The following is a 19,154-nucleotide window of genomic DNA, read 5'->3' as shown; positions in this document are numbered from 1 at the left end:
CACATTACCGTAAGTAACACTAAATCAAAACTTAAATTAATAATTAATACGGATCTACATCTATTTGCGTAAAAACGCCTTTAAATTCTTTGGTAGCATTGAATTGGGTCAGAGTTTCTCTTAATGCATCTTTAACTTTTTGAATGGCAGTATGCTTATCAGCCTTGATTATGATCTGTTTGATATAAAGATTCCGTACACGACTTACTAAAGGTTGCTCGGGACCTAGAACCCGTTTACCAAATTTCCCTTTAAGGATATTGGCCAGCGTGAATGCTGCGTGATCTAATACATGAGAATCTTTATGCTTTACATACAAGAATATCATTCTGGAAAAAGGAGGATATAAGAATTTCTCCCGTTCTACGATTTCGTCGTTGTACATGCCCTCATAATCGTTGTTCACCACCTGCTTGATAATACGGTTTTCGGCATCGTAAGTCTGGATACAGACATTACCCTGATCGGCCCTTCTACCTGCCCTACCTGCAACCTGTGCCAACAACTGGAAACTCCTTTCGTAAGCACGGAAATCAGGATAACCTAAAAGTGTATCTGCATTGATTACTCCAATAAGGTTCAGGTTGTCGAAATCAAGCCCTTTGGCCACCATCTGTGTGCCAATTAAAATGTCGGTTTTCTTCTCCTGAAAGTCATTTAAAATCTGCTGAAGTCCATTTTTTGTCCTCGTACTATCCATATCCAGCCGGGCAATAGTCACTTCAGGATAAAGTAACCTGAGTTCTTCTTCAATACGCTCTGTACCAAAACCTTTTTGCTCCACATGTACTGAACCACAGGCGGGACAGATATTTACACTGCTTTGCTGATAGCCACAATAGTGACAATGTAATTTCCCACTGCTTTTATGATAGGTTAAACTTACATCGCAGTTTACGCATTTTGGTGTATAACCACAGGTTGCACAGATTAGAATGGTAGCGTAGCCCCTCCTGTTCTGAAACAATACAATCTGCTCTTTTTTTGAAAGTGCCAGATCGATATCTTTGATCAACACGCTCGAAAAATACGAACTCATCGTTTTTTCTTTGTTTCTTCCGAAATACTTACCACCTGCTGATTAGGAAGCTGAACTCCGCCAAAACGCTCTTTCATCTCCACGAGTCCGTATTTACCTTGTAAAGCATTATAATAACTCTCTAAGGAGGGCGTAGCTGAACCTAAAATCACTTTTGCCTGATGCAGGTATCCTAAATAAATGGCTGCGTCCCTGGCCTGATAACGTGGTGCCGGATCGTATTGTTTATATGACGGTTCATGTTCTTCATCAACCACAATTAATTTTAAATGCTGAAATGGAAGAAAAACGGCTGAACGAGCGCCTAAGATTACTTTATACGCACCTGTTCTCACCTTATTCCAGATTTCTACCCTTTCACTATTGTTGAATTTAGAATGGTATACCCCGATTGAATTGCCAAAATAACGTTTGATCCGCTCTACAATCTGTGTGGTTAAGGCAATTTCGGGGAGCAGGAACAATACCTGTCCATCTGTATTCTGGATAATTTTTTCAATCAGTTTAATATAAACCTGTGTTTTTCCTGACGCCGTGACACCATGAAGCAAAACCACCTCTTTCTCATCAAAATGCTGGTTAATCTGGCTCAATGCCTTCTGCTGACCTTCGTTCAGTTCAAAATTAACACTAAACTCTTCATCGTGAGCAGCCAAACGGCTAACCGGCCTTTTCATTACCACAAAAATATCTTTGTCGGTTAAAGCCTTTAATGCCGCTGGTCCACAATTACTTTCTTCCAAAAGCTGTTCTTTAGCGATCGGAAGATTTAATTTTTGTAATTTCAGGTAAGCCAGTAAAGCGTCTAATTGTTTGGGTGCCCGATCTAAAACATTAAAAAGCTGTTTTAAATTTTCTTCATCACTATAAAAGTCATTTAAAATGATAAACGATTTAAGCAAAGGTTTATATTTCTGCACCACCTCTTCAGCTACCAGCACCAGTTCTTTATCGAGCAAATGATTGATGATTGGATACACTGTTTTCTGCCCCAGTAGCTTAGAAACATCATTAACCGTAAGTTTCTGTTGCTGTTTTAGTGCATTGATGATGATTTCTTCCTTATCGGTAAGCGCAGTATCTTCATTATAATCTTCACGAAGAATCAATATGGTTTCGCTGGCCAATTTTAAACTTGCAGGCAATGCAGCCGCCATTACATCACCTTCATTGCACATGTAATAATTGGTCATCCATGTCCAGAATTTAAGTTGCATGGGTGTAATTACAGGCTCGGCATCTACAACATCGATAATATATTTCGCTTCATAAACCACCGGTGGTACAGTGCTGATTCCACTAATTAAAGCGGTGTAAATTTTATGCTTTCCAAATTGCACCACCACCCGTTTTCCAACAGCGATCTGGTCGTTTAAATCAAAAGGTACCCGGTAAGTATAGTTTTTCGCCAAAGATAATGGCAAAATGACTTCCACAAAAAGTGTTTCTCTTTCTGAAAAAATATCGTTTTCGAAAGTATTCATTATTTATCTTTAAATGCCGCAAAAAAGAGCATTATCCATCCCAATACAAATAAAAGCCCGCCAATCGGTGTAATTGGGCCAATAAATTCAGTAAATCCTAAATGCGATATGCTTCGGGTAGCCAATAAATATAACGATCCTGAAAAAAGGATGATTCCAAATGTGAAGCAGAAATAAGCGATATTAATGAGCTTGTTCCGATAACGGGCAAAGGTTGAAAGGTACAATAGCGCAAATGTATGATAGAACTGATAATCAACACCTTTTTGCCAGATTTCTAATGATGGTCCATCAATTAGCGCCTTTAGGCCATGAGCGCCAAATGCACCCAGTAAAACAGCAACAACACCAAAAAAGAAGCGGTAAGGATTATTCGTTTATTCATAGTTATTTGCTAGTAGCAATCGCTAAATTAATAAATTGGCAAAGAACTTCTCACTAATCAATGTAATAAATTAAATTTGTTGCACAGCAAATGAAAAAAATCATAATTCTAACAAGTGCATTATTTTTAGGTGTAACCTTTATGGCCTACCTCTATTTTTCGAAATTGGGAATTGATAATGATGCGAAAGACCTGGCGCTGCAATCGGCAACTAATAATGCTGCTCTGGTATTTTCTTTTCAAAACGATAAAGGTTTTTACGACATCATTGAAGGGCAACAGCTTATCCAACAGGTTTTAGGGAAGGATAAAATGAACCTGTTAAAACAGCTAAAAACAAGTATCATTGACGATAATCTGTTAAACAGATACCTGAAAGATCAGCAGGTTTATATTAGTGTACTGCCTGACTCGAATAAAACGCTGAACTTCTTAATTACCGTGCAGATACAAGGTGATAATGACATCAAAAAATTCTACGAACAGTTAAAATTTAAAAAAGCGATCAGCAAAAATACCAAAGACCTGTACAAGTTGAAGCTCAATGATAGTTTATCGGTTTATTTAGGCATTCATGACCAGGTATTAACGGCATCAACATCGCTCAAACTGATCAATGATGCCAATGTACGCTTAACTGAGAATCCCTTTACCGAATACATTAAAGAGAATAACCGTCAAATTAAAAATGTGCTCACCCAGGTTTATATCAATTTTAACCAGGCCCCTTTATTGCTTAAAAATATTATTGCCGGCAACATTAATGGCGAGATTTCAATTTTTAACCAACAGAACAGTTTCGCTGTACTCAATTACAATTTCAGTAAAGAGAAAATTCTTTTCAGCGGGAGTACCGAATTAAAAGATCAGCATAATTATCTTAAATTATTCGAAAACACTGCCGTACAAAATACATCTATCCAAAATATCCTGCCTGATAATACCGCAAATTATGCACTTTATGCTTATGATGATTATGGCAAATGGCTCAAAAAACTGAATAGCTGGCAGGAACAGACGAAAATACTTTCAAAAACCGGTGCAGCAATAAAAAAGTAAAGGATGATTACAGAACAGATTTAAATTTGATATTTACTACTTACACGAAAAATCAGTTTATTCTTTTTCAGTTAAGTACCACCGAAAAACTAGGGGCAATTTCATTATCAAATGGAGAAAAAACAAAACAATTATTGCTTGATGTAAGTGCAGATTATAACGAAGATATTAAAGTGTTTAAATCGGCTGATATCTTATACAGTTATTTTGGGGAGCCGTTTAAAAAATTTACGCGGCCTTATTATACCATTGTAGATAATAATTTAATAGTAGCCAATAATGCCAGCACATTACAATCATTTTTAAATGATTATAAAAACAACAGACTCTTAATACAAACGCCCCAATATTTAGATGCAGTGAACCAGATTTCTACCACATCGAATGTGAGTTATTACATCAATACCAAAAATTCTGCGGATATTTTCAGACATAATATTCAACTGAATTTCTACAAACATTTACGGGCTGATAGTGGCTTAAAAAGTTTCGATACCTTTTGCTACCAAATGAGTTCAGATAAAGACAAGTTTATCACTAACTTGCTTTTAAACAAATATATACAACCAGAAATACCAGATTCACTAAGTAACCGTTAATAAGGAAACCATCCCAAGAAACTATTTTACATGAAGAAACTTTTACTTGCGTTACTGGCAATAACCAGCTTCGGGGTTGCAAATGCACAACAATATGCGCTTTTTGGCACTAAAACCATGTTTGATGCATTCGAAAACCCATCTCAGAAATCTTTCACCTTGGATTCATCACGAAGATTTTCTTCTAATTTCTTCTTACCTTATTTTGGAACGAATGCCGTTAATATGGGAAGCTCCAGGCTGGCTATAAGAAAATTAACGCAGGCAGGTGTTTTTGATACAAGAAGTTTACCAATTGGCACTGGAGAAGTGAATCATTTTTTTGAAAACAGTAATATCTATGTAGCAGCTTTCAGGCTTTTCAAATCTTATAAATATCAAAAAGAAATGGGCTTTTCGTGGCAGATCAGGTCTGATGCACATATCGATTATACCAACGAAACTCTGGCTATTTTTGATTCGTTCGAACGTTTTACACCAGATAAGCAATATACAGGTATATTCGATACAAAAGGATACCAACAAAGCTATCACCAGTTTAGCTTTACCTATCGTGAAAACTGGAATAAAAGGCTTGCATTTGGGCTGAAAGCAAGTGTACTGAGTGGAATACTTTATAATAAATTAGATGTTTCAGATTCTTATTTGTACATCGCTCCCGAATCAAATGCGCTGTTAATTGGCTTGAAAGGAACTTATTCAGCTAACTTCTCTGACTTTAACGAGGTAGATAAGAAAAATTTCTTCCCAAATTTTAAAAACCCTGGTTTATCATTAAGTTTTGGAACAAATTACACTACGAAAAAGGGACTGTTTTTAATGGCAAACGTTAAAGATTTAGGCTTTATCTGGTGGCGCAGCAATACCCAACGTACCTCGATAAATCAATCAAAAATTATAGAAAATATAGAAAACAACCAGTCGAACACGAATCAGGAAATAAAAGACATTTTTCTCCTTTCAGAGCAACCCAAAGAGTTTTTAGCCCCAACCAATGCTAAACTGGATGTTTATCTATCTAAACGTTATGGTTTTTATAAACCCGCAGTGGCCGTTTCGAAAAACCTGTTCTACAAAGGCGGGGATATCGCTTTTGTAAACACTTTTATTGTTAACAACCTTTCAGGAAGCATTACCCCATTATATAATTTGAATGGTGTTTTTATGGTTGGGCTGCAAGGAAAATACCAGACGCCTAACTTTGAGGTGTTTATGGGTACTGATAATTTTGTGGCTACAGGTTACCAGGCTTATGGACTAATTAAAAAAGATGCTTATATAGGCAGCGGACCTAATGGTGCCTCTTTTTACATGGGGGTAGGTATTAAATTTGGAAACGTGGTTAACCATCCTCAATTTGCCGATGTGATACCAGGCATTAATGACAAAAGTGATAGTGACAGTTTCTTTAAAAACCTGTTTTCGATCTTTAAAAGAAAATAAGCTTAACCTTGCGCTTGTTGCTTTTTAGATTGGGTAACTACAAAATCTTTCAGGTAAAAAGGTTCGAAATAAGCTACGTCTTCGAAATTACTACTGCCGAAAGCTTCGTTAGCTAAACGCGACATGTATGTTGCAGAATTGAAGTTGGCTTCATCGAATTTTGCATTTTGATGTATTAAAACTTCAGCACACTTGGCTGAGCCATCACCAATAAAAGTAAGTGTTTCCTGTGTGAGATAATCGGTAAAACTTGTTTCATCAATAATTTTGGCTTCAGTTGGTGTAATTATGTTTAATGACAAGTCGAAAATTGAGGTATACACTTCCATTCTACGGGCATCGATCATCGGGCAAATTAAACCAGAATAATGCGGGTTCTCCGCTAAGTAACCGGCTGCCATCATTTCTAATGTTTCAATTGCAATCAGCGGTTTATCTAAAGCATAACAAAGTCCTTTAGCAGTAGAAACACCAATTCTCAATCCGGTATAAGATCCGGGGCCTTTACTTACGGCAATGGCATCGAGCTCCTGATAGCTTAGCCCTGCAGTTTTAACTACCTCATCAATAAACAGGGTTAAATTTGCTGCGTGCAGGTTGTGTCCTTGCTCTTCTTTAAATGAAATTGTTTTGCCGTTAACAGATAATGCCACAGAACAGATTGCCGTAGCAGTTTCTATTTGAAGTATTTTAGCCATGGAGCAAAGATAAGTAAAAATGGAAGATGTAAGAGGGATATTGGAAGATGGGCGCTGCTGGTCCGAAGTTTTTAGTCCTAAGTCAAATACCCTTCGTGCCATGTCATCCTGAAGGATAATTTATTTTATAAAATTCAATATGAATAACAGAACTTTTTGACTAATTACAGGCTTCGAGAGATCGTCATTCCCAACTCGATTGGGAACCACTGAGTGCTCATGAATGCCTTTGAAACAAGGGAAACTTATGAATAATCGTAATGCAAGCGTTTTAAGATTAGCTTCGCTGAGCACTGCGTGGTTCCCGCCTGCGCCTATCGTGTGGACACAATTAATTATAACATTCTTCTATCGCTCTATGCCGCTGGGCATGGCACTTTGGAGCGCCAAAGTACCCAAAGCGCTTTGTCATCCGATGGCTATCGAATCCAGCAATGAGCCTTTTGCGCAATCTCACGCGCATCAAAAAAACAGCGGCACTTCGTTTTGTGTTCAATATTTTTTAAAATTAAATCATCGGTTATGAACACAAAACCACTGCGTTTCAGGTTTGTTAGTGTCATTTTTACTGTTGTGCAACTGTTTTTTTGATTTCCCCGGCTCCTGGGATTGACAGCGTCCTTGGTTAAAATCCGTGCTTTATTAAAGTTGGCTAGCAAAAGCCTAAAAATACTTAAAAAAGATGTGTCCACACGATAGGCCTACGCGGGAATGACGCCGCAGTAATGATTCTGTCTATAGTAGCGGAGTCGAAGGATAATTGAACCAAACGAAATAGATTTCTCCGTTCCGCTGTGTTATACTCAAAATGACGGCCACTTTAACCAATAATCAAGTGGTTAATGAATTAATAACCAGTCAGCGGTGGTAACAAATGAACTAATGACTAATGAACCAGTTAACTCTCCTATGGAACCGGATCATGCCCATGTTTACCCCAGGGATGACAACGGCCAATACGCTTCAGCGCCAGCCAGCCACCTTTAAATGGTCCATGTTTTTTAATGGCCTCTATGCCATATTGGGAGCAGGTTGGTGTAAAGCGGCAGTTTGCGCCAAGCATAGGTGAAATGGCGTATTGATAAATTTTGATCAAACCTAAAAAAAACCATCCAAAAATTTTATTGATGAATTTCATTGGGCTGGATTAAATTTTGGAAACGCTTAAAGGTAGCGATCAGTTTTTTCTCGATAAAAGCAAATTCGTACTTATCCTTCCCTACAAACTGGATGGAAAACAAAAGTAATCCCCGATCCGTAGGTAATGGCATGTATAATTTATCTTGTTTGTTTAGGCGATAAGCTTCGCGTATGCGGCGCTTGAGCAGATTGCGGTCTACTGCCCGTTTATATCTTTTTTTAGGAACATTGATCACTACCTGTGCTTGTACGTTAGCAGGTGCATCAACAAAAAGATAAGAAATCCGAAAGGGATATAATAAAAAAGAAGAACCGTTTTTAAACAACAGGTCTAAATGTTTCCTGCTGCATAACCGTTCTTCTTTTCTGAATGTGTACATATATTTTGATTGATAATTGCAGATTTTGATCTGCCGATTCCGAATTAACGGAAAAGCAATCAAAAATTATGCTTTATGCTTGCGTTCGTCAGAAACTGTTAATCTTTTTCTTCCTTTAGCACGACGTGATGCTAATACTCGTCTGCCGTTAGCTGTTGCCATTCTTTCGCGGAAGCCGTGTTTGTTTCTTCTCTTTCTTTGCGAAGGTTGGTATGTTCTTTTCATGACTGTATATTATCTATTGTAAAATTAAGAGGTGCAAATATAAAGCGATTTCTCTACAAATGCAAGAGTGATTAATTATTATTTTTTCTATTTAAATGCAAATGTAGAAAATCTTTTTAAAAACAGGCTTATTGGATCATTTATAAATAGCTATTTCTTCAAAAGATTAATTATCAAAGCACAACCCAATAGCCCAAATTTCACACCACTACATATAAATTTTCCTGATCAGACTTGGTAAGGCGATTAGTAATAATGGCAGGGCTATCATAAAACCCCCAATTACAGCTATAGCCAATGGCTGGTGCAATTGCGCACCTGCCCCAATACCCAAAGCCAAAGGCATTAAAGCAATAATTGCCCCAAGTGCAGTCATTAATTTCGGTCGTAAACGGGTAGAGATGGCAAAGGTTATTGCATCATCAACACTTTGTTCGGCAAGGGATTCTCTAAACTGTAGAAAAGTAAATATGGCATTCTCGCCGATAATGCCTACAATCATAATCAACCCGGTATAACTGCCCACATTGAGTGGTGTATCTGTTAAAAACAAGGCTAAATAACTTCCTGAAATGCCGAGTACAGAGATCAATAAAATGAGAAAGGCTATTTTAAAATCTTTGAACAGAAACAGGATGACACTAAACACCAATAAACTTGAGGCGATAAGGATGGTGAGTAGCTCGGAGAAAGATTGTTGTTGTTCTTTATATGCACCACCATATTCGATATGATAACCTGAAGGCAGGCTTATGTTGGTATTTACAGCTTTCTTCAGGTCTTTCATTACGCTGCCCAGATCACGGTTGTCTAACCTTGCCGTAACCACGCCAATGGTCTGCAAATTTTCTCTTTCTACTTCGGAATTCCCTGCTTTGAGATCAACCTTAGCCATCTGTTGTATAGGCACAGCCGTTCCATTGGGTAAGAAAATTTTAAGCTTGTAGATATCGGCCACGCTAAAACTTCTGCTTCCGGGGTAAACCATGCGGATGGGCGAAAGCTGTTGCTTATCGTATAAATCGCCAATTAAAGTTCCCTGCATAGCGGTTTGGAGCTGCGATTGAAAAGATACCGGACTAACACCGTACTGTGCCAGCATGGTAAAATCGGGCTGAATATTTACAGTTGGCCCTGAGTGTACAATGCCATCAAACACATCGGCTGTACCACCTACATGCGAAATCAGATCGGCTACCTTTTTAGATAAAGCCTGCAGTTTTTCCTGGTCATTGCCGAAAATTTTTACCTCAATGGGTTTGGTAGTGCTCATTAAATCGCCTAACATGTCGCCAATTACCTGTCCAAAATCAATTACTAATGCCGGTTGCGTATTTTCGATATGCTTACGTATCTCTGAGATCACTTCAGCTGTGCTTTTTGTCCTGTTATGTTTCAGCTGGATCAGGTAATCGCCGGTATTGGGTTCGGTAATAAAAAAGCCCATCTGTGTTCCTGTTCTTCGCGAATAAGCTTCAACCTCGGGGATTTTAACGATTTCCTTTTCTACTTCTTTAAGCATTCTGTCGGTTTCCTCGAGCGAGGTGCCGGGAGGCGAGGCATAATCCAATACAATACTCTCCTCGTCCATTTCGGGGAGGAACCCGGTTTCTAAACGTGGAAAAACGAGCACAATTGATGTGATAAGCACCAGTATAAATGCAATGCTGATATAAGGTCGTTGAATAAAGTAAGGCACCCAATTTTGTGATTTAACCTCGTGTACGACTACCTTTTTACCAGAAGCAGCATGGCTACCCCCTTTACGGGTAAGCAAAAGGTAAATTACCGGTAAGCCAATCCAGGTAACAAAGAAAGAACAAACCAGCGTAATAATTATCGTGTTGGTCATTACCTGGAAATAAGCGCCTGCAACGCCAGTCATCAATACGAAGGGTATAAAAATAACTATAGTACTAATGGAAGAACCCAGCATAGCCGGAAAAAGATAGCCAACGGCTTTGCTCAGCAACCTCATAGTAAGCTCCTCCGGATGCTCTTCGTGTGCACGGTGAATTTGTTCTACCACCACTATGGCATCATCAATAATTAAACCGATGGCGGCGGCAATGGCACCAAGTGTCATGATATTGAGCGAATAACCGATAAAATAGAGTACAACTATGGTTAAACAAAGTGTAACCGGGATGGTAATTAAAATGGTGAAACTTGCCTTAAACGATCTTAAAAAAATAATGGCCACCAAAATGGCCAATACCAAACCAATTAATAAACTATCGCGTACACTTTTCACCGATTCGTTTACAAAATCGGCTTGTATATAATAAGGTTTTATACTTACGTCTGCAGGCAGGATATGTTTCAGTTGTTCTACTTTGGTGAACATCTCGTTAGAAAGATCGACCAGATTAGCATTAGGCTGTTTAATTACCGCAATCAGGATTCCGTCTTTCCCATTGGCATTGATGCGGGTATATTCTACGCTTTGCTGGATATTTACCTTTGCAACATCCATTACCTTAATAATCCGGTTGCCCTTCCTGCTCAACACCAGATTTTCCAGATCGCTTTTGTTTTTTACAGTAGCATCGGTTACAGACAGGTACAGGTAATGATGATCGGCCAGGTAGCCGTTAGATTTAATAAAATTGGTTTGGCTGAGTGCAGTGCTGATCTGATCCGGGGTGATGGCCAGCGTCTGCATTTTTTGTACATCAAGCTCCAGCCAGTATTCCTTGCTCTTACCACCTATTACGCGGATTTCGGAAACACCGTCAACCTGCGAAAGAAAAGGTTTTACGGTATAGGTGGCGATTTTTTTCAGTTCAACTGACGAATAATTATGGCTTTCTAAACTATATCCACTTACCGGAAGGATAGAAGGATTCATTTTTTCTACCGAGATATTAACCCCAGCCGGCAATGAAGCACTAATTTTGGCAATCTGCGATTCTATCCGCTGCTGACTCAGATCGATATCTGCACCAGGATTCATAAATGCAGAAAGCTCGCAACTGCCCCTGCTGGTGGTACTCTTTACCAATTGAAGATCAGGCACTTGTTTTACCGCATTTTCTAAAGGCCGGGTTACGGTAACCACCATCTTATCAACCGGCTGTAATTCTGCCTCTGCAATAATTTTGATCTTCGGAAAAGTAATTTCAGGAAAAAGCCCCGTTTTTAACTGATTAAATGAATAAATCCCACCCACAATAATAATGAGCAACACGGCCAGGATAGGATTTTTATGGGAAATGAAAAACTTATTCATGGCTATTTCTGGATTTTGACTTTAGCCGTATCAGCAATTCCGTAATTTCCAGTTGTAATGATCCGGTCTGTTTTTGAAAATTTCGGATCGAGTACTTCAATGGTATTCTGGTTTTCAATGCCTTTTTTCACGTTTATTCTTACGGCTGTTGAATCATTAATTAGTTTCATTACCCAAAACTCGTCTTCGGTTTCGTTAGCCAATACCGCGGATTTTGGCAACACCTGAGCCTGTGTACGGCTTACTTTCGTTAACCTTACCTTCGCAATCAAACCTTCTGGGATATCTTTACCTGAACCCACTTTAAGAATATAACGTTGGGTCTGTGCCGATGAATCCACAGCAGGCATCGTGCCTGAAACTGTTCCGCTCATTTTGGTCCCATCTGGTAAAAGGATATCCATATTTTTATTCTGATTGATCAGCTGATGATATTCATAAGGTAAATCAAGCAGAAAAACCAAACTATTGCGGTTACTAATGGTGGCCAAAGCTTCTCCATCCTGCACATAATCTCCTTTTTGATGGTTTACCTGGATAACTGTTCCGGCCTGATCGGCTCTGATATTGGAAATACCGGAAAAATTAAAACCAGCATCAAGTTTATTTACGCTATTGCCAATCGATTTGGCTTCTTTGGTAATTAAACTAAATAACAGTTGACTACTGCCTACCTGCCTGCCTAATACGACATGGGTACTTTCTACATATCCGTTGATGTTTGCCTTTACGAAACTTTTCTCCAGATAGGCCGACACTGCCGAAAGCTCAACATATTCAGATAGCGCGCTGTCGCCTACGGTAGTCACCTGAACGGGTGTAATTGGCGAGGGCCCATCCACAGTTTCAGGCGGGGCCGAACGGTTGCATCCTGAAAAAATAAACAGTAAAGCGATAGTACCAGACTTTAATTTTGCGTAGCTTTTCATGGTTATCGGTTCCAGTAATTCAATTGATTGATTAGTTTTAAGCGGTTAATGTTCGTTTGCCGCAACAGGTTTTGAGCTGCCATGTAGTTGTTGATTGCAATTACGAAATCAGCAACTTTTAAATCACCAGTATGCATTAGTTTGGTATCTACCTCAATTAGGCCTTTACTTAAGCGGATCTGCTCGTTAATTTTCGGAAAGAGTGCATCAGTCTGATTAATTTGCTGTCGAATAAGCTGTAATTGCTGCTGCTGTTGCCGGGTAAAAAAATCGCGGTATCCTGAAGTTGTTTTAGCGGCCAAACTGAGCTTTTGGTACTGCTTTTTTTCTGGTGTCCATCGTAAATGGGTACAGAGAAAGTGAAACCAATACTGGTACCAAAGTTTTTATAAGGCTGCAAAACAAATGAAGAATTATATCCACCATTTGCATACACACCTAATTTAGGATTATAATTAAATTGAACCGCGTTTCTTTGATTGATGTTTTTTAAACTATCAATATCAAAACGTTTATTAAAAAAACCTTGAGCAGTTATATTAAAGTCAGCCTGTAATTTTGGATTGGTTAACTTAACTGGTGTAGTATCGGAAATCCCGGCTAAATAATTTAAAGTGGCAAAATCATTTTTAAATTGCAATTCAGCTTGTTGCAGCACCAATTGCTGTTGTTGCAAGGTAACCAGAAAGGTTAAATATTCTGATTGCTTATAAATATTGTTTCGGGTTAGTTTTTTAAGCAGTGCTTCCTCCTCTTCCAGCAGCCTAACCACGTCGCGGTTAAAACCTACCTGTTCCTGACTAGCATACGCTGATATGTATTGATCAACAACAGATCGTTGCAAATCATAAAGTGATAGTTGACCCGCGTATTTTATGGAATCGCTTTGAATTTTAATACTTTGGAGCTGATTATTAATTCGCTTCTTATTCAACAGGTCGTAGTTTACATTAAGTAATGCCTCTAGCGCCTGTCCGTTGGTAAGCACCTCATCATAACCATAACCACGAACAACTGGTGCATACATGCCAGCAGAACTGGCCGTAACCTGTGGTCCTCCGGTAGCACGGACAATCAGGCTATCTATACCCGCGGAACGTTGCAGGTTCTGATAATCTTTAAGGACAGGGCTAATGGATTCAGCTTCTTTTAGATAGTACTCCAGATTTTTTGAGGTGGTTTGCGCAGCAGCACCCGTTACACAAAAAGCAATTAAACATAAAATCAAATAGCTAACCTTCATATTCATTCCTGGATGACTTCAATTCAAAAAATATTGAACAATATTAAAATCTGCCCGAAAGCATTAAACCCGTGCTACCTTGTTGATGGAAGGGCATAAATGTAAAATTTCCATCTTTTTTTGTGGTAAAAAGGCTTTTGATATATGGATACACCAGATAGGATATTTTTGTAGAAGCAATCCCGAATCCGGCACCCGCTACAACATCACTGAACCAGTGTTTGTTATTATACATCCGCAATGTTCCGGTGGCCGTGGCAACAAAATAACCAGCATAACCTATCCACGGGTTAACATCTTTATACTCCTGGTGCAGAAATTCAGCAGCCATAAATGCAGAAGCCGTATGCCCCGAAGGAAAAGAATTTGTCCCCGACCCATCAGGCCGTTCTCTACCAACGCCCTGTTTCACAAAATGGGTAGAAACACCCATAATTGCAGCTGATGTAGCATATAACATGGAAGCATCAAACAAATTGTGTTTACCTTTTATACCTGATAGATTTAGTGCGTACACCGCAGCAGCAGGTGCAAATTGAAGATAATCATCAACATGGGCCGCAAATAAAGGATGATCTTCCTGTAATTCTGCCCTGGTACTTACATCCAGTTGTTTTAATGCACCATGATCATAAACAGCTGCAAAACCGTAGCCAGCAAGTAAAACAGGTGCAATAAATGCTGTTGCCTGAAATCTTTTTTCGGGATCGGATTACCGGTATACCATCGTCTTAAAGAATCTGCAGGAACGTTTTTAACCGAATCTATAATTTGGATCGACTGAATAACGGCAGTAGCATAAGTTTGACTGATATAAATGACCATAATCAACAGCATTCCTAAAAACCTTTTCATAGTTTAAATTTTAATCAAAACTATAATCGAATTATGGAGAAATTCTGAAGATATAGGTAAACGAAACTATTTTCTAAATCAGACTCGTAATGAGTAATTCGATAGTGACAGGTGGTAACACTTATCACCACATCAATATTGATTTTTATACAATAAATCACCCCTCAGGATGACAATTCTACATTAAAATAGACTGTAAAAGTATGCTCTCCATTTTTTTCCTGATAATCAATGCGAAAGCCATAAAGATTACAGATCTGTTTGGTTATGGCCAAACCAAGCCCCATCCCATCAGAATCTACGGCTTTAGAAAAGCGATCGAAAATTTTTGTTTGTACCTGGCGGGCTTTACCCGAATTAGAAATCATTAAACTATGTTGAGTTAATTTAAGAAAAATGTGTCCGCTGGTTACATTGTGCCGCACTGCATTGCTAAAAAGATTGTTCAATAGAATATCTGCCAGGTAGCGGCTCATCTTAACCTCAACCGAGGCAAGATCTGCTGTCAGGATCAGTTTGCTTTTTTCCAGTAACTCCTGAAACTGACGGATTTTTGCCTCTGCCATTTCTTTGAGTTCAATATCCTGGAAATCGGGAATCAGGTTGTTTTCAATTTTGGCCAACAATAATAGCGATTGATGTAATCTTGATAATTTCCCTGTGGCATGATAAATATCTTCCAATAATGCACCCTGCTGCTCGGTAAACGATTCTGTTTGCAATAAGGAATCCAGTTTAGAATTAATTACAGCTAATGGCGTCATCATTTCGTGCGAGGCATTATCGGTAAAACTTTTAAGTTCCTTGTAATCTTGCCTTACTCTTTCGGCCATGGCATTTAAAGATTTATTTAGCTCATTAAACTCATCAATTCTGGTTGGTTCCTGTTCGATCGTATCCATTCGGGCTACTTCGAAAGCTTTCATCCGATTTAAAATAGAATAAAAGGGCCGCCAAAGTCTGTTTAATACAAATCGGTTAATCAGCAATAAGGATAAAAGTAAAACAACTGTAATTCCAAGTGTTATTAAAAGAATGATCCTGATCAGGTTTTCTGATTCTACTCTCGATTTGGTTATGGTTACCGCTATGGTTTTACCATTTAAATGTACAACGGTGACGAGACTTCGTCCAGGTTCTTTTTCACGTTCTTTCGGGTTAAAATAAATCGTATTCAGAAATTCTCTTTCAGAGTTAGTCCCGTTTAGGATTTTATATGAAATCTGTTGATCGAGATAGCTTGCAGGTAAGGGGAGTTTATGATAAGTATTTATATATTGATTAATTTCATTTTCTTCGACTGCTAAATCTCTATCTAATTTTTCGGTTAAAATAAAATGGATTACAACATAGTAGACAAACCCGGTAATGATGAGCACCACAATAGAGGTTAAAATATTTGCCTTATTGTAACGGTTAGAAAGTTTCATACATCGCCAAATTTATAGCCAATTCCATAAACAGAACGAAGATAATCAGCTGCTCCTGCCTCGAGCAGTTTTTTGCGGAGATTTTTTACGTGTGTATAAATAAAATCGAAATCATCCGAGAGGTCCATTTCATCGCCCCATAAATGCTCGGCCATTGCATTTTTAGTAACCACTTTATTGCGGTTAGAAAGAAAATACACCAACAGGTCGAACTCTTTTTTGGTGAGGAATACCTGATTGCCTTTAACGGTAATTTTCATTGCTGAAACATCTACAGTGATCTCGTTGAAAATAATAACGTTGGCGCCGTCAAAATTCTTTCTGCGTATAATAGCAGTTACACGGGCTTTAAGCTCTGACAAATGAAAAGGCTTAACCAAATAATCATCAGCACCAAGATCAAGCCCCATCAGTTTATCATCCAAAGAGTGGCGTGCAGAAATAATAAGTACCCCATCTCTTTTTTTAGTTGTTTAAGCCTGGTTAAGAGCTCCAGCCCTTCTCCGCCGGGCAAGCCTAAATCCAAAAGAATACAATCGTAATTGTAAAGTGATATTTTTTCATTGGCAGCAGCAAAATCTGAAGCATGCTCGCAAATGTTACCTTCTCCTGTAAAATAGACAAGAATACTCTCTAATAAAGCCCGTTCATCTTCAATGACTAAAATTTTCATTGGTTAATTATTTCTTTACGCATAAAGTAATCATTAAAACCGGAAAATTAAAAATACGATTACGATCCAGGTAAAATCATTGTATCTATTTCCCAATAAACACGGTAATATTACCAATTAATCCTGAAGGAAAACTGTAGTATAAAATACAGTTTTTGGGCTTGTATTGATCAATTTTTATTTGATTATGTAATATAGGAGAAGCTAATCTTTAAGCAGTAATCTACATCATTTATTAACATAGCATCAATAAATCATTAAATATAATACTTTAATAATATCTTTAAGCCTAACCAAACCTTCAGGATTTCTTCAGAATTGAAAACTACCTTCGCCAATCACTTAACAACTAGCAGGTAAAATTCAAGCTTTGGATCCTTCATTAATTATGAGCATTAAAGAAAAAACAAATAGTTTACTACGCCACAGGTTTGGACCAGTTTTTTTAGTTATCGCACTGTTGTGTAGCATTTCGTTGATTACCAGAGTGGCCCTGTTAATTTATAGTGCATCTGCTATTGATTGGTCGATCTTGAATCTCCTTAAAATTTTAATCATTGGATTATTTTATGACCTTGCTGCTGCATCTTTTGCGGTAATTCCCATTGTAATTTACTTATGGGTGCTTCCATCCAAGTGGTACGCCAGCAAATTCAACAGAATACTGTTGTTCATCTACTTTTTCTTTGTTGTTTTCACCCTTATTTTCAATGCCATTTCAGAATGGTTCTTCTGGGAAGAGTTTTCGGTCCGTTACAACTTTATAGCGGTCGATTACCTGGTGTACACTACAGAAGTTATTGGAAATATCCGCCAATCGTACCCAATTAACAGTATTATGATAGGCCTGGTTATATTAACCTTGTTAATTGTTTATTTGTTAAGAAAGGCCATCACTATATCTACCACCAATACAATTGGTTTTGGTAAACGCACCAAAATTGCTTTGATTCTTTTGTGCCTGCCAGTGCTTACTTATTTTGGGGTAAGCCATAGATGGAAATACCACAGTAAAAATCAATATGTAAATGAGCTTTCGGGCAATGGCATGTACGATTTCGGATTTGCTTTCTGGAATAATCAACTGGACTATAATACTTTCTATAAAACGCTTCCGATCAAAAATGCAGAAACCATTTTGGGCAATTTGCTTCAACAGGATACTATTGCAAAAGGAGTATTTAAAAATACGTCCAGAACCATCAGTAACGCTGGTACTGAAAACAAAATGAATGTGGTACTGATTAGTGTAGAGAGCTTAAGTGCTGAATTTTTGGGCACATTTGGTAATACACAGCATATTACTCCCCAACTCGATTCCCTCGCCAAACAAGGTCTGCTTTTCAGTAACTTGTATGCTTCGGGAACACGTACAGTACGTGGTTTAGAGGCACTATCGCTTTGTATCCCACCTACACCGGGCCAATCCATTGTAAAACGTCCTGATAATAAAAACCTGTTTACCCTAGGTAGTGTATTTCGTTCTAAAGGCTACAACAGCAGGTTTATTTATGGCGGTTATGGATATTTCGATAATATGAATGAGTTTTTTTCTAATAATGGTTACCAGGTAACAGACAGAAGTGCACTTCAGGATTCAGAAATCCATTATTCTAATATATGGGGTGTAGCCGATGAAGATTTATTTACGCTTTCGTTACGCGAACTGGATAAAGATTATAAAAACAAGAAACCTTTTTTCGCACAGATTATGACGGTTTCGAATCACCGCCCCTATACTTACCCCGAAGGAAGGATTAATATTCCATCACACACTGGTAGAGAAGGTGCAGTTAAATATACCGATTACGCCATCGGTAAGTTTATTCGCGAAGCAAAACAGAAACCCTGGTTTTCGAATACACTATTTATCATTGTTGCCGATCACTGTGCTTCGAGTGCTGGTAAAGTACAGCTACCAGTAGATAAATATCATATTCCAATGATTTTTTACAGCCCGGGACACATCACACCAGGCAAATTCGAGAAACTTACCGCACAGATTGATATCGGCCCAACTATTCTCGGTTACCTGAATTTCAGTTACAACAGTAAGTTTTTTGGTCAGGATGTGTTTAAAATGAAAGACAGTGATGAAAGAGCTTTTATAAGCACTTACCAGAGTTTGGGTTACATTAAAAACAATACCCTGGTTATTCTCGACCCGAATAAAAAAGCAGCTACATATAAGCCCGATTTCATCACTGGAAACGCCCTGGCCATACCAGCAAACCAGAAATTGATTAATGAAGCCATATCCAATTATCAAATGGCATCGTACCTTTATCAAAATGGTTTGTACGGATTTGAGTCTGAAAAGAAACCCTGATAAATTTTACC

Annotated in this window: 21 protein-coding genes; 5 read left to right on the top strand and 16 right to left on the bottom strand. The window is 38.2% G+C overall.

What is annotated here, in order from left to right:
• Positions 1-43: 43 nt before the first annotated feature.
• From priA to ACQ86H_RS11995, 3 genes are read right to left on the bottom strand one after another with little or no spacing between them, the layout of a single operon-like run.
• Positions 44-1,039, bottom strand: coding sequence for a replication restart helicase PriA (priA, locus tag ACQ86H_RS12005; protein WP_431294989.1), 996 nt, complete (start codon positions 1,037-1,039; stop codon positions 44-46).
• Complete coding sequence (locus ACQ86H_RS12000) at positions 1,036-2,523, bottom strand: DEAD/DEAH box helicase (RefSeq protein WP_431294988.1); 1,488 nt, start codon at positions 2,521-2,523, stop codon at positions 1,036-1,038. Before ACQ86H_RS12000 ends, priA begins: the two co-directional genes overlap by 4 nt.
• Positions 2,523-2,798, bottom strand: a complete 276-nt coding sequence (locus ACQ86H_RS11995) for a DUF423 domain-containing protein (RefSeq protein ID WP_431295384.1) — start codon at positions 2,796-2,798, stop codon at positions 2,523-2,525. Before ACQ86H_RS11995 ends, ACQ86H_RS12000 begins: the two co-directional genes overlap by 1 nt.
• Positions 2,799-2,998: 200 nt before the next feature.
• Here ACQ86H_RS11995 and ACQ86H_RS11990 point away from each other — a divergent pair, with 200 nt between their 5' ends.
• Genes ACQ86H_RS11990 through ACQ86H_RS11980 form a run of 3 tightly spaced genes read left to right on the top strand, consistent with a single transcriptional unit; the run spans position 2,999 to position 6,009 of the window.
• Entirely contained in the window at positions 2,999-3,967 is a 969-nt protein-coding gene (locus ACQ86H_RS11990) for a hypothetical protein (RefSeq protein WP_431294987.1), read from the top strand.
• Positions 3,968-3,993: 26 nt separating this feature from the next.
• A complete protein-coding gene (locus ACQ86H_RS11985) occupies positions 3,994-4,566 on the top strand; it encodes a DUF3352 domain-containing protein (RefSeq protein WP_431294986.1) in 573 nt (190 codons plus the stop codon).
• Between the two features lie 30 nt (positions 4,567-4,596).
• Positions 4,597-6,009: a DUF5723 family protein gene (locus tag ACQ86H_RS11980; protein WP_431294985.1), complete on the top strand. Its 1,413-nt coding sequence runs from the start codon at positions 4,597-4,599 to the stop codon at positions 6,007-6,009.
• 2 nt (positions 6,010-6,011) lie between these two features.
• Here ACQ86H_RS11980 and tsaB read toward each other — a convergent pair whose 3' ends face one another.
• Entirely contained in the window at positions 6,012-6,707 is a 696-nt protein-coding gene (tsaB, locus tag ACQ86H_RS11975) for a tRNA (adenosine(37)-N6)-threonylcarbamoyltransferase complex dimerization subunit type 1 TsaB (protein ID WP_431294984.1), read from the bottom strand.
• Between the two features lie 247 nt (positions 6,708-6,954).
• Between tsaB and ACQ86H_RS11970 the strand changes: the two genes are divergently transcribed.
• Entirely contained in the window at positions 6,955-7,233 is a 279-nt protein-coding gene (locus ACQ86H_RS11970; RefSeq protein WP_431294983.1) for a hypothetical protein, read from the top strand.
• A gap of 381 nt (positions 7,234-7,614) precedes the next feature.
• Here ACQ86H_RS11970 and yidD read toward each other — a convergent pair whose 3' ends face one another.
• The 12 genes from yidD to ACQ86H_RS11910 all read right to left on the bottom strand — a co-directional run bounded on the left by yidD (position 7,615) and on the right by ACQ86H_RS11910 (position 16,814).
• On the bottom strand, positions 7,615-7,845 hold the full coding sequence (gene yidD / locus ACQ86H_RS11965) for a membrane protein insertion efficiency factor YidD (protein ID WP_025142648.1): 231 nt from the start codon (positions 7,843-7,845) through the stop codon (positions 7,615-7,617).
• The gene (locus ACQ86H_RS11960) at positions 7,829-8,227 is read right to left on the bottom strand and encodes a ribonuclease P protein component (RefSeq protein WP_138821708.1); all 399 of its coding nucleotides are present in this window, start codon (positions 8,225-8,227) and stop codon (positions 7,829-7,831) included. Before ACQ86H_RS11960 ends, yidD begins: the two co-directional genes overlap by 17 nt.
• Positions 8,228-8,293: 66 nt before the next feature.
• Complete coding sequence (rpmH, locus tag ACQ86H_RS11955; RefSeq protein WP_010601723.1) at positions 8,294-8,452, bottom strand: 50S ribosomal protein L34; 159 nt, start codon at positions 8,450-8,452, stop codon at positions 8,294-8,296.
• Between the two features lie 208 nt (positions 8,453-8,660).
• Positions 8,661-11,684, bottom strand: a complete 3,024-nt coding sequence (locus ACQ86H_RS11950; RefSeq protein WP_431294982.1) for an efflux RND transporter permease subunit — start codon at positions 11,682-11,684, stop codon at positions 8,661-8,663.
• A 2-nt stretch (positions 11,685-11,686) separates the two neighbouring features.
• Positions 11,687-12,613 carry an efflux RND transporter periplasmic adaptor subunit gene (locus ACQ86H_RS11945; protein ID WP_431294981.1) on the bottom strand — a complete coding sequence of 309 codons (927 nt, stop codon included), beginning with the start codon at positions 12,611-12,613 and terminating at the stop codon, positions 11,687-11,689.
• Between the two features lie 2 nt (positions 12,614-12,615).
• Entirely contained in the window at positions 12,616-12,750 is a 135-nt protein-coding gene (locus tag ACQ86H_RS11940; RefSeq protein ID WP_431294980.1) for a hypothetical protein, read from the bottom strand.
• Between the two features lie 32 nt (positions 12,751-12,782).
• Positions 12,783-13,856, bottom strand: a complete 1,074-nt coding sequence (locus ACQ86H_RS11935) for a TolC family protein (RefSeq protein ID WP_431294979.1) — start codon at positions 13,854-13,856, stop codon at positions 12,783-12,785.
• 43 nt (positions 13,857-13,899) lie between these two features.
• Complete coding sequence (locus ACQ86H_RS11930; RefSeq protein ID WP_431294978.1) at positions 13,900-14,373, bottom strand: phosphatase PAP2 family protein; 474 nt, start codon at positions 14,371-14,373, stop codon at positions 13,900-13,902.
• Between the two features lie 98 nt (positions 14,374-14,471).
• Positions 14,472-14,711 (bottom strand): hypothetical protein, encoded by a 240-nt coding sequence (locus tag ACQ86H_RS11925; protein WP_431294977.1) that lies wholly within the window; start codon positions 14,709-14,711, stop codon positions 14,472-14,474.
• Between the two features lie 164 nt (positions 14,712-14,875).
• Entirely contained in the window at positions 14,876-16,141 is a 1,266-nt protein-coding gene (locus tag ACQ86H_RS11920; RefSeq protein WP_431294976.1) for a sensor histidine kinase, read from the bottom strand.
• Complete coding sequence (locus tag ACQ86H_RS11915; RefSeq protein ID WP_431294975.1) at positions 16,138-16,551, bottom strand: response regulator transcription factor; 414 nt, start codon at positions 16,549-16,551, stop codon at positions 16,138-16,140. Before ACQ86H_RS11915 ends, ACQ86H_RS11920 begins: the two co-directional genes overlap by 4 nt.
• On the bottom strand, positions 16,551-16,814 hold the full coding sequence (locus tag ACQ86H_RS11910) for a response regulator transcription factor (RefSeq protein WP_431294974.1): 264 nt from the start codon (positions 16,812-16,814) through the stop codon (positions 16,551-16,553). The genes ACQ86H_RS11915 and ACQ86H_RS11910 overlap by 1 nt, the downstream gene beginning before the upstream one ends.
• Positions 16,815-17,202: 388 nt before the next feature.
• Between ACQ86H_RS11910 and ACQ86H_RS11905 the strand changes: the two genes are divergently transcribed.
• Entirely contained in the window at positions 17,203-19,143 is a 1,941-nt protein-coding gene (locus ACQ86H_RS11905; RefSeq protein ID WP_431294973.1) for an LTA synthase family protein, read from the top strand.
• Positions 19,144-19,154 lie beyond the last annotated feature (11 nt).

It is taken from the genome of Pedobacter sp. P26 (genome assembly GCF_050632135.1).
Lineage (GTDB): Bacteria > Bacteroidota > Bacteroidia > Sphingobacteriales > Sphingobacteriaceae > Pedobacter.
This window is presented reverse-complemented; position numbering and strand designations above follow the sequence as displayed.